Source organism: Streptomyces sp. T12, assembly GCF_028736035.1.
Taxonomy (GTDB): Bacteria; Actinomycetota; Actinomycetes; order Streptomycetales; family Streptomycetaceae; genus Streptomyces.
This window is the reverse complement of record NZ_CP117866.1, coordinates 9333311-9348014: the sequence shown is the minus strand read 5'-3', so window position 1 is coordinate 9348014 and position 14704 is coordinate 9333311. Positions and strand designations below refer to the sequence as shown.

Genomic DNA, 14704 nt, shown 5'->3' with positions numbered 1-14704 from the left:
GGTGTGCCGGGACCCGGGTGCGGGGATGGTCGCGATCATGACAGAGACGACGCGCACGGATTCCCCGCCGGCGAAACGGCCCGTACGCCAGCTCCTCGCCGCCTCGGTCGGCAATGCCGTGGAGTGGTACGACTGGTACGCCTACACGTTCCTCGCCACCTATATCGCGGCCGAGGTCTTCCCGAAGAGCGCGGACAACTCCCTGGTGCCGCTGCTGTCGACGTTCGCGGTCTTCGCGGTGGGCTTCTTCATGCGGCCGGTGGGCGGCCTGCTCATGGGCGCCATCGCGGACCGCCGCGGCCGGCGCTCCGCCCTGACGGTCACCATTCTGCTGATGGGCGGCAGCAGCCTGCTGGTCGGCCTGACCCCGACGTACGAGGCGGCCGGCGTCCTCGCTCCGGTGGCCTTGGTCCTGGCCCGCCTGCTCCAAGGCCTGTCGGTGGGCGGCGAGTTCGCGGCGTCGACGACCTTCCTGGTCGAGTCGGCGGGGCCGGGCCGCCGCGGGCTGTTCTCCAGCTTCCAGTACGTGTCGACGACCGCCGGGCAGCTCGTCGCGTCCGGTATCGCGACACTGCTGGTGGACACGCTGAGCGACGGACAGATGAACGGCTGGGGCTGGCGGCTGCCCTTCGTCCTCGGTGCCGTACTCAGCCTGGTCGGCTTCTGGATCCGCCAGGGCGCGCAGGAGACGAGGAGCGCCGAGCAGCAACAGGCCCCGCGCCCCGCCCTGTTGGAGGCGCTGCGCCGCCACCCGCGCCAGTCCCTGCTGATCTGCGGCATCACGGCGGGCGGCACGATCGCGTACTACACCTGGACGTCGTACCTGCCGACGTACGCCGAACTCAACGCGGGCATCGAGAAGTCCGACGCCCTCCTCGCGGGCACGATCTCGCTCGCCTTCTTCGGCCTGCTCCAGCCCCTCGGCGGCCTCCTCTCCGACCGCTTCGGCCGCCGCCCCCTCCTGCTCTTCTTCGGCCTGGGCTTCACCCTGCTCACCGTCCCGCTGCTGCACGCCCTGCGCGACTCGTTCGCGGTGCTGCTGCTCGTGCAGTGCGCGGGCATGGTGCTGCTGACGGGCTTCACGTCGATCAGCGCGGCCGTGAACGCCGAGGTGTTCCCGCCCCGGGTGCGGGCGGCGGGCATCGGGTTCCCGTACTCGCTGACGGTCGCGATGTTCGGCGGTACGGCGCCGTACGTCGGCACGCTGTTCAAGGAGCTCGGCCACGCGGACCTCTTCCCCTGGTACGTCGCCGCCCTCTGCCTCGGCTCGTCCCTCGTGTATCTACGGCTTCCCGAGACCGCCCACAAGCCGCTCGAACGGTGAGCGGCTATCGCAGGCGACGACGCCGACCATTCAATATCCAGTCCTGATTCGCTAGGTTGTTGGCCACGGAAACAACTGCAGTGCGGGAGGACGCATGGTCAACGAGTTCAGTTATGAATTAGGCCGCCGGGACATCTCGCGGTTCAAGGAGCGCCCACCGCAGGACACGTTCACGGCAGGTGACCTGGAGTGGGATCTGCTGCCCGACGTCTGGCCGGGAAACGCCGTCGCCACCGGGCTGTTCACCGCGTGGCTGCCGTATGAGGAGGCCGGCTCCTTCCTCGAGGTCGGTTGCGGAACCGGGGTCACGGCGATCACGGCAGCGCTGCGCGGCTGTTCTCGCGTCTGCGCCCTCGACATCAACCCGGTGGCGGTCGAAAATTCCAGACTGAACGCCCTTCGTCATGGCGTGGGCGATAGGGTCACCATCCTGAAGAGCAATCTCTTCTCCGAGCTCGACGTGTCCAACCGGTTCGACCTCATCTACTGGAATTCGCCGTTCATCGAGGCTCCGGCCGACCATCGGTACGAGAGCCAGATCGATTACGCCGCCTTCGATTCCGGCTATGCCATGCACCAGAAGTTCTTCGCCGACGCGGGCCGCTATCTGACCGAGGGCGGGCGCGTGTTCCTGGGTTTCAGCGAAACCCTGGGAAACCCCGCACGGCTCAAGGATATGGCCGCACAGGCCGGATTCAGCAGGTCCGTGTACCGGCGAGAGATGCTCAGCCTGCCCGTCGACGCCTCCGGTGCCCGGGGCTCCGACAGCGAGGACGGCCGGCTGCAGGTGGACTACGTGCTCTACGCGTTTCGGAGGGCGTGACCGGGGCCGTGGCCAAGTGTGCCGATCCCGAGCTGTGGGTCGGCGGTGCCGGTGGCGAGAAGTGTCCGGAACTGTTCGGCGATGCTGTGCGCCGTCGTGGCCTCGAAGAGGTCGCTGTTGTACTCCAGGCGGCCGGTGTAGCGCTCGTGGTCGCGGGTCATGGTCAGCGACAGGTCGACTTTGGCGGTTGCGGTGTCGCCGAACTTCCGCTCCACCTCGCAACCGGGCAGCACCAACCCGCTCTCCTCGGCCTCCTGGTAGCCGAGCATGAGCTGGAAGAGCGGATTGAACCCCGGGTCCCGCACCGGGTTCAGCTCCTCGACGAGCAGCTCGAAGGGCGCGGCCCGGTGCGCCATCGCGCTCCTGCTCTCGTCGCGTGCCCTGTGCACCAGTTCCCGGAAGGTCGGCGCCCCCGACACGTCCACGCGGTGGACGACGGTGTTCACGAACATCCCGATCAGCCGGTGATCGCTTTCCCGCCGACGGCTCGTCACCGGCGCGCCGATCACGGCCTCGGCGCCGCCGCCCCGTACATGGACGAGCGCCGCGTAGGCCGCCAGCAGCACGGCGAACGGAGTCGCACGGCAGGCCCGGGCCAGCAGGCCGACGCGCTCGGCGACCGGCGGCTCGACGGTGAACCGCACATGGCCGCCCGCGAAGCTCTGCACAGGCGGACGCGGACGGTCGGCCGGGAGGGTCGCGGGCGCGGGGACGTCGGCCAGACGTCTGCGCCAGTGGTCCAGCGTCGGTCGCAGTGCCGGATCCGCGATACGGGCGGCCTGCCACTCGGCGAAGTCGGCGTACTGCTCCGGCAGTGGCGGGAGTTCGGGTGCCCGGCCGACACGCCAGGACCGGTAGCAGGTGGACAGTTCGCGCTCCAGGACATGCAGCGACCAGCCGTCGCAGGCGATGTGGTGGAGCGTGAGGCACAGCAGGTGCCGACCGGGTGCCGACCGCAGCAGCAGCGGCCGCATCACCGGGCCGCAGGCGAGGTCGAAGGGCCGTCGGCTCTCCGCGGCGGCCAGCCGCCGCGCCTCGGCGGGCGGATCCTCGTGGCCCGAGACGTCCACGACCGGGATGCTCACCGGCTGCGCGGGCAGCGCGACCTGGCGTACGCCACCCGACCGCACCCGGTAGACCGTGCGCAGTATGTCGTGTCTGCGGACGATCTCGCTCAGTGACCGCTCCAGCACCGCGAGGTCCAGATCGCCGTCGATCCGGTAGACGAGCGGCACCGTGTAAGCGGCGGTTCCCGGATGGAGCCGGTCGAGGACCCACACCTTCCGCTGCGCGGACGAGACCTCGCGGTCAACGGTCACGGGCCACCTCGGCCGCCAGCCGGAGGACCGTCGGGTCGTAGAGGAAGTCCCCCAGCTCGACCTCCGCGGCGAACGTGTCGTTGACGCGCGACAGCAGCCGCATGGCCAGCAGCGAGTGCCCGCCGAGCGCGAAGAAGTCGTCGGTCAGTCCCACGGAGCTCAGACCGAGGATGTCCGCGGCGAGCGCGGCCACTTCGCGCTCCAGGTCGGTGCGCGGTGCCACCGCGGAGGCGTCCGGACCGTTCGCCGCAACCGGCGGCAGCGCAGCCCGGTCCACCTTGCCACTGTCCGTGAAGGGCAGGCTGGGCGAGATCACGAAGACGGACGGAATCAGCCACTCGGGCAGCCGCCCGGCGAGAAACTCGCGCAACCCGGTCGGCGTGCTCCCTGGCTCGGCCGGCACCACATGGGCCACCAGCCTCCGTTCGCCCGTCGCCTCGTCCGGTACCACGGCCGCCTGCCTGACGTCCGGATGCGCGCCCAGAACCGCCTCCACCTCGCCCGGCTCCACCCGGTAGCCGCGGATCTTGACCTGGTTGTCGACGCGGCCCAGGAACGCGAGCATCCCGTCCCCGCGGGAGCACACCAGGTCCCCGGTGCGGTACATCCTCGCCCCGTCCTCCGCTGCGAAGGGGTCGGGCAGGAAGCGCTCCTGCGTCTCCTCGGGCCGACCCACATATCCCCTGGCCACACCGGGCCCGCCGATGAACAGCTCGCCGGCCGTCCCGTCGGGGACCGGCTTCAGGTCGGCGTCGAGCACGTAACACGAGGTGTTCGCGATCGGCCCGCCGATCGGTACCGACGTGGCGTCGGCCGGAACCGACTCGATCAGCCCGCAGGTCGCGTAGGTGGTGGCCTCGGTGGGACCGTAAGCGTTCAGGAAGCGGTCGGGGCGCACGGACGGCTCGCTCTCGAGAAGTTGACGCGCCCGCGAGACGCTCACCGTGTCGCCGCCCACGAACAGGTTCCTCAGTCCGCCGAAGCTGTCGGGACGGTCGGCCATCACCTCGGTGAACAGTGCCGAGGTGAGAAACAGGGTGGTGACGCGGTACGCCGCCAGCATGCGCCGGAGTTCGCCGGGGGCCAGGATCGCGTCGGGGGGGAGCACACAGAGCGTGCCACCGTTCAGCAGGGCCCCCCACACCTCGAAGGTGAAGACGTCGAACGACGGGTCGGCCACCTGGGCGATACGCTCGTCGGGGCCGAGTTCCGCATAGTCGGTGTCGCAGACCAGCCGTAGCACCGAGCGGTGCTCGATCATGACGCCCTTGGGCCTGCCGGTCGATCCCGAGGTGAACAGGACGTACGCCAGGGAGTCGGGGCCCACCGCGGGCAGGGCGGCGTCAGGGGTGTCCCCGGCCACGGCGGCCTGGCGTACCTCCTCCTCGGTCACGACGACCGTCGCCTCGGCATCGGCCAGCATCTCCTGCTGCCGCTGCCGTGGATACGCCGGGTTGACGGGCATGTAGGCGCCGCCCGCCTTGACGACCGCGAGGACGGCCGTGACCAGCTCGTGGCCGCGCTCCAGCAGCACACCCACCCGGGTCTCGGCGCCCACGCCCCGGTCGCGCAACAGTTGCGCGAGCCGGTTCGACCGCTCGTCCAGCTCCGCGTACGTGAGGGACTGCTCACCGTCGACGACGGCGACCGCCCCGTGACGTGCCCGCACCTGTTCGGCAAAGCGCACGGGGATCGAGGAGTGGGCCGGGAAGGGTGTCGTGACACCGCGCAATATGCCCAATTCAGTTCCTCCACTTACCGATTCGGTATGTCGGTCCGCAGGCCCTGCGACGGCACGTGGTCAGGGCGACGCGGCATCGGCGGCCTCTTCGTCGGCGAGTGCCCGCAGCGCCCGCCGGTCCGTCTTGCCGTTGGCGTTGAGGGGCATGGTCTCCAGGTGCAGGAACCGGCGGGGCACCAGGTGGATCGGCAGTGTCGTGCGCAGGGCGCGCACCAGGTCGCGCCGCGCGACAGCGTGCCCGGTGTAGCAGCCGACGAGTTCGGCGATGCCGTCGCGGCGGGCGGTGACCACGACGGCGTCGTGCACATCGGGGAGTTGCCGCAGCGCCGCCTCCACCTCGCCCGGTTCGACCCGGTGGCCCCGGATCTTCACCTGGTCGTCCAGCCGCCCCAGATGGACCAGCTGTCCGTGCTCGAGGCGGACCCGGTCGCCGGTGCGGAAGTAGTGCTCGGGAGCGGGGCGGCCGGTGCCCGTGTGTCCCAGGAAGCGGCCGGCGTCGTCCCGTGCGTCCAGATACCCGTCGAACCGTTGGGGTCCGCGCACGCACAGCTCACCCGTCTCCTCGATGACCAGGTGCTCCAGGCTGTCGAAGACGCCCCCGATGGGCACAGTTCCGTTGGAGGTGCGCGGCCACTGCCGCGGGTCCCGAGGCAATCGGAACACCGCACAGCCGACGGAGACTTCGCTGGGTCCGTACCCGTTGTCGATGTGCGTGCCGGGTGCCACCGCGCGCCACGCCCGTACCTGGTCGTAGGTGAGTTGTTCGCCGCCGAAATGGCTGTGGCGCAGCGCTGTCGCCCGTCCGGTGGGCAGTTGCCCGAGCTGGCCGCTGACCGAGACGGCCGAGGGCACGGAGAACCAGTGCGTGAGCTGCCGGCGCGTCAGGTAGTCGACGGGGCTGAACATCTCGGACCGGTCCGGCACCACCAGTACCGCTCCACCGCCCCAGGTGACGAAGAGGTCGTGGACGGAGGGGTCGAAAGTCAGATCGAAGGTGTGCGACATGCGGCACCCGGGGCCGACCTCGTAGCGGGCGAGGCAGTGCCGGACGAAGGGCAGGACCTGGCGGTGCCGGATCGGTATGCCCTTGGGGCGACCGGTCGTGCCCGAGGTGAACAGCACATAGGCGAGCTGCTCGGGATCCGGCCGGTACGCCGGCAGGCGGCCGCTCGGTGACGCGGCCAGCACGTCGTCGTCGGTCAGCGACAGGACGGCAAGTCCGGCCGACCACTCCTGCCCGCGCCGCTTCCACACGGCCGCGTCGGCCACCACCAGGTCCACCTCGGCCTGTTCGCGGATGCGCCGGTTGCGGGAGTCGGGGTAGTCGGGATGGAAGGGTACGACGGCGGCGCCGAGCCTGAGTGCGGCCAGATAGCCGGCGAAGGCCACGGTGCTGCGGGAGGCGTACAGTCCGACTCGCGCGACCCGGGGATGCGCGTCCCGGATCAGTTCCGCGACCGCTTCCGCGGCGCGCCCGAGCCGACGGTAGGTCAGGGTCCGGTCCGGCAGTTCGACGGCAGGAGCATCGGGCCTGCGGCCGGCGGTGTCGGCGAACACCTGGTAGAGGGTGCCGCTCACAGGTCCCCCGCGAGGAGCTCCACCTGGGCACGCACGGTGGGGTGCTGGAAGAGGTCCGTGGCCCGCAGACCGGTACCGGTCAGCTCGCACAGTTGTTCCCACAGCATCACCAGCAGCAGCGAGTTGCCGCCGGCGTCGAAGAAGCCCTCGTCGATCGGTACGTCGTCGGCGTCGATGCCCAGTGTCTCGGCCCAGGCGTCACGCACCACGGCGAGCAGTTCGTCCTCGTCGGTCATCTCGGCTCCCGCTCCTGCGCCAGGGCCGACACCCGTGCCAGCGGGTTCTCGGTCACCGCGGCGAGCATCCGCTCGTACTGTCCGGCGACCCGTGCGATGGTCTCGGCGTCGAACAGGTCCCGGTCGTACTCCCAGATGAACTCGATGTCCCCGGACTCCTCTCCTCCACCCCGTCCGATCGCCTGTTCGACGCGGGGTATCGCGATGACGCCCAGATCGAACTTGGCGCTGCCGTTGGTGACGCCGACGGTCACACCGACCTCCAGGCCCGGCATCCGCACGGGACCCAGAGGCGAGTCGTGGAAGGCGAACATCACCTCGCACAGGGGCTGCCGGCCGGGCAGCCGCTGTGGACGCAGTGCGGCGACCACGCGGTCGAACGGGATGTCCTGGCTCTGCAGCGCGCCGAGGATGCTCATGCGCGCCCGTCCGAGCAGGTCGCGGAAGGACGGGTCGCCGCGCAGATCGGCGCGCAGCGCCACGGTGTTGACCAGCATGCCGAGCAGCCGCTCGGTCTCGGGCCGACTGCGCGCCGCCATACCCGTTCCCACACAGAAGTCGTCCTTTCCCGACCACCCGTGCAGCATCACCTCGAACGCGGCGAGCATCACCGTGAACAGGGAGACGCGTTCGCGCCTGGCCAGCTCACGGGCCTGGTCGGCGAGGCAGGCCGGGACGGTGAACCGGGGTGCGTCACCGGTGAACCGGCGCGCCCTGGTGCGGGGACGGTCGGTCGGCAGGTCGAGGTAGTGAGGGACGCCGTCGAGCTGCCGTGTCCAGTAGGCGAGTTGCCGCTGCGCCTCCGGTCCGTCCAGCCACTGCCGCTGCCAGGCGGCGAAGTCGGCGAATTGGAGCCCGGGTTCGGGCAGCGGCGACGGCTTGCCGACGGCGTAGGCCGTGTACAGGGCGCACAGTTCGTCGACGAAGACGTTGAAGGCCCAGCCGTCGTGGATCAGATGGTGCTCCAGGTGGAGCAGGATGTGCCGTTCGGGCGCGGTCCGCAGTAATCGCCAGGACACCAGGGGCAGTTGCCGGAAGGGGACGTCCACGTTCACCGCCTGGCGGATCGCCTCCCGCGCCGCTGCCTCGGGGTCGGGGGCGTCACAGAGGTCGTCGACGGGCAACTCGACGGGGAACGGCGGGTGCACGACCTGTCGAGGGCCGTCGGGCCCGTCGGTGAAGGTCGTGCGGTAGATCTCGTGCCTGCGGACCACTTCGGTCAGGGCCCGGGCCAGGGCGTCGGTGTCGAGGGTCCCGGAGAGTTCGATCGTCGCCTGGAACTGGTAGGCGCGCATGCCCCGGTGGAGGTGCAGGAGGAACCACAAACGCTCCTGCGAGCACGACAGGGGCATGGGTCCGCCACGGTCGACCGGGCGGATCTGCGGAGCCCTTCCGGTGGTGCGCATGGTCCGACCGCTCACAGGTGAGTCCCCACTTCAGGTGGCCATGATCACATCAAGTACAGGTGAACCCCCTCTCCCTGTCAATGAATGCCGTCTCGTTCCCATGGCCTCGCGTCCGTTGATCCTTATCGTGGGACGTCCGTGCCGGAGAAGGGTGGTCCAGATGACTGTGATGGCTTGGTGAACCGCAAGGGTTTATGGGGTGCTCCGGACTTCCTGCGCCTGTGGGCCGCCCAGTCGATCAGCGAGACGGGGTCCCAGATCGGCCAGCTGGCGGTTCCCCTGCTCGCGATCGGCACCCTGGATGCCTCCGCCACCGAACTGGGTTTCCTCACCAGCGCCCGCATGCTGCCGTTCCTCCTGCTCGCGCTGCCGGCGGGGGCGCTGCTGGACCGGATGCGCCGGCTGCCGGTGCTCGTCGTGTCCGACGTGTGCCGTGCGTTGCTGCTGGCAAGCGTGCCGGTGGCGTACGCACTGGACGTGCTCTCGCTCGGCCAGCTCTATGTCGCCGTGCTGCTCGTCGGGGCCTTCACCGTTGCCTTCGACATCTCCTACCAGAGCTATCTGCCCACCCTGGTGCGGCGGGAGGAGCTGGCCGATGCCAACGCCAAGCTCACCGCGAGCAGTTCGGTGGCCGAGATGGCGGGGCCGGCCGCGGCCGGCGTCCTCGCCGGCGCCGTCGGAGCCGCCGCGACCGTGCTGCTGGACGCGCTCAGCTTTGTTGCCTCGGGTCTGCTGTGCCGGGCGATCCGGCACGAGGAGCCCGCCCCGCAGACCACCGGCTCCGCGAGCTTGGGGTCGTTGCGCAAGGAAATCCGCGAAGGCCTCGGCTTCGTCCTGCGGCAGCCCGTGCTCCGCTCGGTGGCCGCCGCAGCCAGTCTGATCAACCTGGCCTCGTCGATGCTCATGGTGCTCCTGACGCTGTACATGGTGCGCACGCTCGACTACTCCTCCACCATGGTCGGGGTGGTCTTCTCGGTCGGCGGTGTGGGCCTGGTGATCGGGGCTCTGTGCACAAGTCGCCTCATCGAGCGTCTGGGGTACGGCCGTTCGATCACGGGCGGTGTCGTGCTCTGCGCGGTCGGGATGGCCGTGCTCCCCGCCGCGTCACCGCAGTCGTCGCTTCCGTTCCTCGTCGGCGGCCAGTTCCTGTTCGGCTTCGGCGTGCCGCTGTTCAACATCGCTCAGGTGACGCTGCGGCAGTCCATCACGCCCGAACGGCTGCGCGGGCGGATGAACGCCTCGATGCGGTTCGTCATCTGGAGCACGATCGCGGTCGGCGGCCCGTTGGCGGGCTTCGTCGCCGAAGCGGCGGGGACGCGGGCCGCCATTGTGGTCGCCGCGGCGGTCGGCGCCCTGTCCTGGCTCCCGCTGCTGGGATCACCGGTGCTCGCGCTGCGCGAGCTTCCCGAGGTGCACGCGGAGACGTGACACCTCACTCCCCGCGCAGCGCGGGCCAGTCGATCTCCATCCCAGCGGTCCACAGCCGTCCCACCGCGGTGAGCAGGAGTTCGCGTTCCGTACGGCTCTCGAACTGGCCCGGCAGGGTCTGTACGACTGCCGCTGTCGCGTCGGCCGGCCGGCTCGGGTGCTGCAGGGCGAGCCTGGCCAGCGTCTGCCCGGGGCCCAGTTCGATCAGCAGCGGGCCGGGCAGCCGCCAGAGTTCGGCCAGCTGGTCGGCGAACCGGATGGTGCGGCTCAGCTGCCGAGCCCAGTGGGCGGGGTTGGTCGCCTCATCGTCGCGCAGCCACGTCCCGGTCACGTTGGACAGCATGGGCAGGTCCGGTGGCCGCAGCGGCATACCGGCGAGCAGCTCCTCCAGAGGCTCGGTCAGCGGCCGCGTCATCGCCGAGTGGAAGGCGTGCGAGGTCGCCAGTCGCCGACAGGCCACGCCGGCGGCGGTCAGCTCCTGCGCGGCCTCCTCCATCGCTTCGACCGGCCCGGACAGTACGGTCTGCTCAGGGCCGTTCAGTGCGGCGAGCGACACCGGTCCTGCGAGGTACGGCCGCACGGTCTGCACCCCGGCGGCAACGGTGAGCATCGCGCCGGCGGGCAGGGCGTCGACGAGCCGGGCACGGCGGGTGACCAGGTGCAGGGCGTCCGCCAGCGGGAACACCCCGGCGACGCAGGCAGCGGCGTACTCGCCGACGCTGTAGCCGGCCAGGGCGGCAGGCCGGGCGCCCAGGGAGGTGAGGGCCCGGGCCAGCGCGTACTGCAGCACGAACATCAGAGGCTGGGCAGTGACCGTGCGGTGGATCTCTCCGGTCGTCTCCTTCCGGTCGAAGAGGTCGGCCAGGTCGGGGCGGCCGTCACCGGGCACCGCGGTCGGGTCCGCGGCGGTGTCCGGCGGGAACAGCACCGGGCGCAGGTCCAGGCCGTGGTCGGCGGCGAGCAGCTGGATGCAGCGGTCGACCTCACGGCGGAAGGCCGGCAGGCACCGGTGAAGGCCGGAGCCCAGTCCGGGATACTGGTCGCCTACGCCGGAGCACAGGAACACAGGGGACTGCCGTGTGCCAGGGCCGCCGGTGAACACTCTGCGGGGGTCCCGCCTGCGCAGCCGCCTGGCCGCGTCGGCCGCCGAGTTCGCGACCGTCGCACGCCGCACGCACTGCTGCATCGACACCGGTACGTCCGGTACGTCCGGAAGCTGTGCGAAGCCGGCGTCGTCCAGGGTGTCGAGCTGCTGCGCGAGCGCGTCGGTGGCCCGCTCCAGGACGGCGGGGGTCGGCGCGGAGAGCGTCAGCAGACGGGAGTGTCCCCTCACGGCGCCACCGCGGCCGTCCTGACGTGCGCGGGCCAGCCCTCGGGCTCGACGCCGTGCCGGCACAGGAAGGCGTAGGCGAGGCGTTCCAGCCCGAAGCCGGCGCAGCCGGTGAACACGGGCTCGCCGGTCCCGCCGCGGATCCCGAAGGATGTTCCGAACAACTGCTCGTGGTGGTTGAACGAGGCGACGGCGACGTCGCGTTCTTCGTCCAGGGGCAGCCGCAGCTCGTACTTCAGCTCGAGCAGGCGCTGCGACCAGGCACGCACCGCGGTGCCCTCGTTGAGGAAGAACGGGTCTCCGGCGACCTCGCACCGGCCGCCCAGACCGAGTGACTCCAACAGGGCGTAGGTGCGTTCCATCAACCGGGCGCGGGAGGCGAGCACGAAGTCGGGCGGGCCCAGGAACACGGTCTCCCGGATGGTGAAGTCCCACAGCCGTTCCAGGGAGCGGCGGTACCGGGACTCGTGCCGGAAGGACTTGCCGCGGGCGGTCACCACCATGGACTCGGCGGGCAGCTGTCCGTCGGCGTACTGGTGGTAGGTGTGGAAGCACATGGTCGGCGGCAGGCTGTGGTCGAAGTCACCGCCGTGCGCGCGCAGCACCTCGGACAGGTCGCCGCCGTCGGCGAGGGAGTCGAGGAAGCCGCGGTAGGTGTCGACGTCGCCGTGCAGTCGGGTGACGAACATCAGCAGCTGTGGGAACGACTCGACATAGCCGGTACGCCGCAGCGCCCGCGTCGGGATCAGCGTCGGGTAGCGAAACTCCCGGGCCGCGAACTCGTCCATCACCAGGGTCCGGATCGCGGCGTCGAGGTGGTCCATCAGCGACAGGACGGGCTCGCCGAGCGCGATCTGGCCCTCGCCCAGCTCGGTGGCGGCTCCCCGGGCCAGCAGGTCGTCGAACACATCACGTGCCGTGCCCTCGGCAGCGGACCGCCAGACCACCTTCGGTCCGGCCTGCCGCTGGCCCAGCACGTCGGTTGTCACGACGAGTTGCAGCTTACGGGCGAGCTCCGTCGTGTCGACGGGCCCGGCCGCGGCCCGTGTGGTCACGTCCACGGCCGTGATCTCGTCCCCGGTGCGGACCAGCTGGAAGCCGGTGATCGCCTCCGAGACGAAGTAGACCCGTTTGGCCAGCTCCTCGGCGAGCGCCCCGGGCACCGGTGTGGCCAGCGCGATCCGCGTCACCGGGGCCCACCCGACGACAACGCCCCCTGCACGCCCAGCAGTTCGGCGAGGATGCCGCGCTGCACGGCGTTCGTCCCCGCGTAGATGGGGCCGCCGAGCGCGTCGCGCAGCTCCCGCTCGATCCCCTCGTCGGTCAGGTACCCGCGCGCTCCGTGCACCTCGACCGCCGCCGTCGCGGTCCGCACCAGGCTCTCGCTGACGAAGATCTTGGCCATGGTGGCCTCGAGCAGGGCCAACCGGCCCTCCCGCTTCAGCCAGCCCACCTTGTACAGCAGCATCCGGGCCAGCTCCAACCGGATCTTCATGTCCGCGATCGGATGGGAGACCGCCTGGAAAGTGCCGATCGAACGCCCGAACTGGTGCCGGGAGTTGGCGTGCCGCACCGAGGCCTCCAGCAGCCGCTCCATGGCACCGACCTGCGAGGCGAACGTGAAGGACCGCTCCCATTCGATGGTCGAGGTGAACACCGAATAGCCCGCGCCCTCCCGACCGAGCAGGTTCGCCGCCGGAACCGGGGTGCCGGCGAACTCGACGACCCCCATCGGCGTGGTCCGCAGCCCCATCTTCGGCAGCTCGCGCTTCTTGACGACGCCGGGCATGTCAGCGGTCACGAGGAACGCGGACAGCTGGTTCTGCGCCCTCCCCCCGTCACCGGTGCGGCCGAGGACGATGTAGATGTCGGCCACCGGGCCGTTGCTGATGAAGCACTTGGTGCCGTGCAGCCGGTAGCCGTCCCCGTCGCGGCGCGCGGTGGTGGTCAGCCCGAGGAGGTCCGAACCCGTCTCGGGCTCGGACAGGGCCTGGGCTCCGATCAGCGTTCCCGCGCACAGGGACGGGAGGTAACGCTGCTTCTGTTCGTCGGTGCCGTGCAGCAACAGATGGATCACACAGCCCCAGAGGTGGTTGTTGACAGCGAACACAAGCCCGTTGTCCCGGCAGCCGTAGCCGAGCGCCTCCAGGGCGACGATCGTGGTCAGCGGGTCGAGGCCGCGCCCCCCGTACTCCTTCGGTACCGGCCAGCCGAGTACCCCGAACTCCGCGCACCGGCGCCAGTCCTCCCACGGGAAGCGGCCCTCGCGGTCGTCCTCGGCCGCGTCCCGGCCGAGCTCCTGCTGGGCGAAGGCGACGACCTCCTTGCGGAGCCGGCGCTGCTCCGCCGTCAGTTCGAAGTCCACGTTGCTCCGTCGGTCGCGGTCCGCTTGCGGTCGACGAAGACCGCGATGGCGTCGATCGTCGAGAAGTTCACGAAGTCGAGGTCCTTGCCCGCCACCTGGACGTCGAAGGTGTTCTCGACCCACATCACGAGCTGGACGGCGAACAGCGAGTTCACGTATCCGCCGGCGAAGAGGTCCTCGTCGTCCTCCACCGGCACGCCGTGCACGTGCGAGGAGATGAACTCCCGTATCCGGTGCTTGTGGTCCTCAGCCATGCCGCAGTCCTCCCGACTCGTAGGAATGGAAGCCCTGCCCGGTCTTCCTGCCGTGCAGCCCGGCGTCGACCAGCTTCCGCAGCAGTGGACACGGCCGGTACTTGGGGTCGTTGAAGTTGTCGTGGAGGACTTCGAGCGACAGCAGCACGGTGTCCAGCCCGATGAGGTCCGCGGTCTCCAGCGGCCCCATCGCGTGCCCGAAGCACTCCTTGAACAGCCGGTCGATGTCCGCGGCGGCGGAGACTCCCTCGTGGAGCAGGAAGACCGCCTCGTTGAGCGTGAGCATCAGCACCCGGTTGGTCACGAAGCCCGGCGAGTCGGCCACCACCACGTGCTTCTTGCCGACGCCGTCCAGCAGAGCCCGGGTCCGCGCCAGAGTCTCGTCGGAGGTGTGGTGGCCGCGGATCAGCTCGACCGTGGGCTTGAGCGGGGCCGGGTTCATGAAGTGGGTCCCGATCACGCGGTCCTGCCTGGTGGTGGCGGCCGCGACGCGGGTGATGGGGATCGCGGAGGTGTTGACCCCGAACGGCACCCCGGGCTCGCACAGCGTGTCGAGTTCACCGTAGAGGGGACGTTTGATCTCCCAGTCCTCGGTGGTGTTCTCGATGAGGAAGTCGACTCCGCGCAGCTGCTTGAGATCGGTGGTGAACAGGATGCGCCCGGTGACCTCCTCCGGCTCCCGCGCCGGTGTGCCCGGCCGGACGAGCGGCGCGAGCCGTACGTTCCTTGCGATGACGGCGCGTGCGGACTCGAGGACGTCGTCCGCGACGTCCACGAGCACGATCGAGTGCCCGCGCTCGGCGAAGAGCTGCGCGACCCCACTGCCCATGGTGCCGGCGCCCACGACGCCTATCCGGTCCACGCGCGGTCTCCTTTCGTCGATGTGACCGAGGTGCGATC

Annotated in this window: 13 protein-coding genes; 3 read left to right on the top strand and 10 right to left on the bottom strand. The window is 70.3% G+C overall.

Annotated elements, in window-relative coordinates; all coding sequences use genetic code 11:
• The first annotated feature begins 25 nt into the window (after window positions 1-25).
• Both PBV52_RS41905 and PBV52_RS41900 read left to right on the top strand, forming a co-directional pair.
• Entirely contained in the window at window positions 26-1324 is a 1299-nt protein-coding gene (locus PBV52_RS41905) for an MFS transporter (protein WP_274246217.1), read from the top strand.
• A 94-nt stretch (window positions 1325-1418) separates the two neighbouring features.
• Window positions 1419-2147 (top strand): methyltransferase, encoded by a 729-nt coding sequence (locus PBV52_RS41900; protein WP_274246215.1) that lies wholly within the window; start codon window positions 1419-1421, stop codon window positions 2145-2147.
• On the opposite strand, the gene PBV52_RS41895 is transcribed toward PBV52_RS41900, so the two are convergent.
• The 5 genes from PBV52_RS41895 to PBV52_RS41875 are packed head-to-tail and all read right to left on the bottom strand — an operon-like array spanning window position 2126 to window position 8427.
• A complete protein-coding gene (locus PBV52_RS41895; RefSeq protein ID WP_274246213.1) occupies window positions 2126-3466 on the bottom strand; it encodes a condensation domain-containing protein in 1341 nt (446 codons plus the stop codon). The two genes, PBV52_RS41900 and PBV52_RS41895, sit on opposite strands and share 22 nt — an antisense overlap.
• A complete protein-coding gene (locus tag PBV52_RS41890; protein WP_274246211.1) occupies window positions 3456-5207 on the bottom strand; it encodes a non-ribosomal peptide synthetase in 1752 nt (583 codons plus the stop codon). The genes PBV52_RS41895 and PBV52_RS41890 overlap by 11 nt, the downstream gene beginning before the upstream one ends.
• A 60-nt stretch (window positions 5208-5267) precedes the next feature.
• Window positions 5268-6785: an AMP-binding protein gene (locus PBV52_RS41885; protein ID WP_274246209.1), complete on the bottom strand. Its 1518-nt coding sequence runs from the start codon at window positions 6783-6785 to the stop codon at window positions 5268-5270.
• Window positions 6782-7021: an acyl carrier protein gene (locus PBV52_RS41880; RefSeq protein ID WP_274246207.1), complete on the bottom strand. Its 240-nt coding sequence runs from the start codon at window positions 7019-7021 to the stop codon at window positions 6782-6784. The genes PBV52_RS41885 and PBV52_RS41880 overlap by 4 nt, the downstream gene beginning before the upstream one ends.
• Window positions 7018-8427: a condensation domain-containing protein gene (locus PBV52_RS41875; protein WP_274246205.1), complete on the bottom strand. Its 1410-nt coding sequence runs from the start codon at window positions 8425-8427 to the stop codon at window positions 7018-7020. The genes PBV52_RS41880 and PBV52_RS41875 overlap by 4 nt, the downstream gene beginning before the upstream one ends.
• 177 nt (window positions 8428-8604) lie before the next feature.
• Here PBV52_RS41875 and PBV52_RS41870 point away from each other — a divergent pair, with 177 nt between their 5' ends.
• Window positions 8605-9855, top strand: coding sequence for an MFS transporter (locus tag PBV52_RS41870; protein WP_274249903.1), 1251 nt, complete (start codon window positions 8605-8607; stop codon window positions 9853-9855).
• 4 nt (window positions 9856-9859) lie between these two features.
• Here PBV52_RS41870 and PBV52_RS41865 read toward each other — a convergent pair whose 3' ends face one another.
• Genes PBV52_RS41865 through PBV52_RS41845 form a run of 5 tightly spaced genes read right to left on the bottom strand, consistent with a single transcriptional unit; the run spans window position 9860 to window position 14666 of the window.
• The gene (locus PBV52_RS41865; protein ID WP_274246204.1) at window positions 9860-11188 is read right to left on the bottom strand and encodes an acyltransferase domain-containing protein; all 1329 of its coding nucleotides are present in this window, start codon (window positions 11186-11188) and stop codon (window positions 9860-9862) included.
• A complete protein-coding gene (locus PBV52_RS41860; protein WP_274246203.1) occupies window positions 11185-12375 on the bottom strand; it encodes a hypothetical protein in 1191 nt (396 codons plus the stop codon). The genes PBV52_RS41865 and PBV52_RS41860 overlap by 4 nt, the downstream gene beginning before the upstream one ends.
• On the bottom strand, window positions 12372-13550 hold the full coding sequence (locus PBV52_RS41855; RefSeq protein ID WP_274246200.1) for an acyl-CoA dehydrogenase family protein: 1179 nt from the start codon (window positions 13548-13550) through the stop codon (window positions 12372-12374). Before PBV52_RS41855 ends, PBV52_RS41860 begins: the two co-directional genes overlap by 4 nt.
• Window positions 13535-13804 carry a phosphopantetheine-binding protein gene (locus PBV52_RS41850; RefSeq protein ID WP_274246198.1) on the bottom strand — a complete coding sequence of 90 codons (270 nt, stop codon included), beginning with the start codon at window positions 13802-13804 and terminating at the stop codon, window positions 13535-13537. Before PBV52_RS41850 ends, PBV52_RS41855 begins: the two co-directional genes overlap by 16 nt.
• A complete protein-coding gene (locus PBV52_RS41845; RefSeq protein ID WP_274246196.1) occupies window positions 13797-14666 on the bottom strand; it encodes a 3-hydroxyacyl-CoA dehydrogenase family protein in 870 nt (289 codons plus the stop codon). The genes PBV52_RS41850 and PBV52_RS41845 overlap by 8 nt, the downstream gene beginning before the upstream one ends.
• Window positions 14667-14704: the final 38 nt, after the last annotated feature.

What these genes read in the sequence shown, in the direction of transcription:
- PBV52_RS41905 (WP_274246217.1), top strand. Translation starts at nt 26, where the DNA reads ATGGTCGCGATCATGACAGAGACGACGCGCACGGATTCCCCGCCGGCG.
- PBV52_RS41900 (WP_274246215.1), top strand. Translation starts at nt 1,419, where the DNA reads ATGGTCAACGAGTTCAGTTATGAATTAGGCCGCCGGGACATCTCGCGG.
- PBV52_RS41880 (WP_274246207.1), bottom strand. Translation starts at nt 7,021, where the DNA reads ATGACCGACGAGGACGAACTGCTCGCCGTGGTGCGTGACGCCTGGGCC.
- PBV52_RS41875 (WP_274246205.1), bottom strand. Translation starts at nt 8,427, where the DNA reads ATGCGCACCACCGGAAGGGCTCCGCAGATCCGCCCGGTCGACCGTGGC.
- PBV52_RS41850 (WP_274246198.1), bottom strand. Translation starts at nt 13,804, where the DNA reads ATGGCTGAGGACCACAAGCACCGGATACGGGAGTTCATCTCCTCGCAC.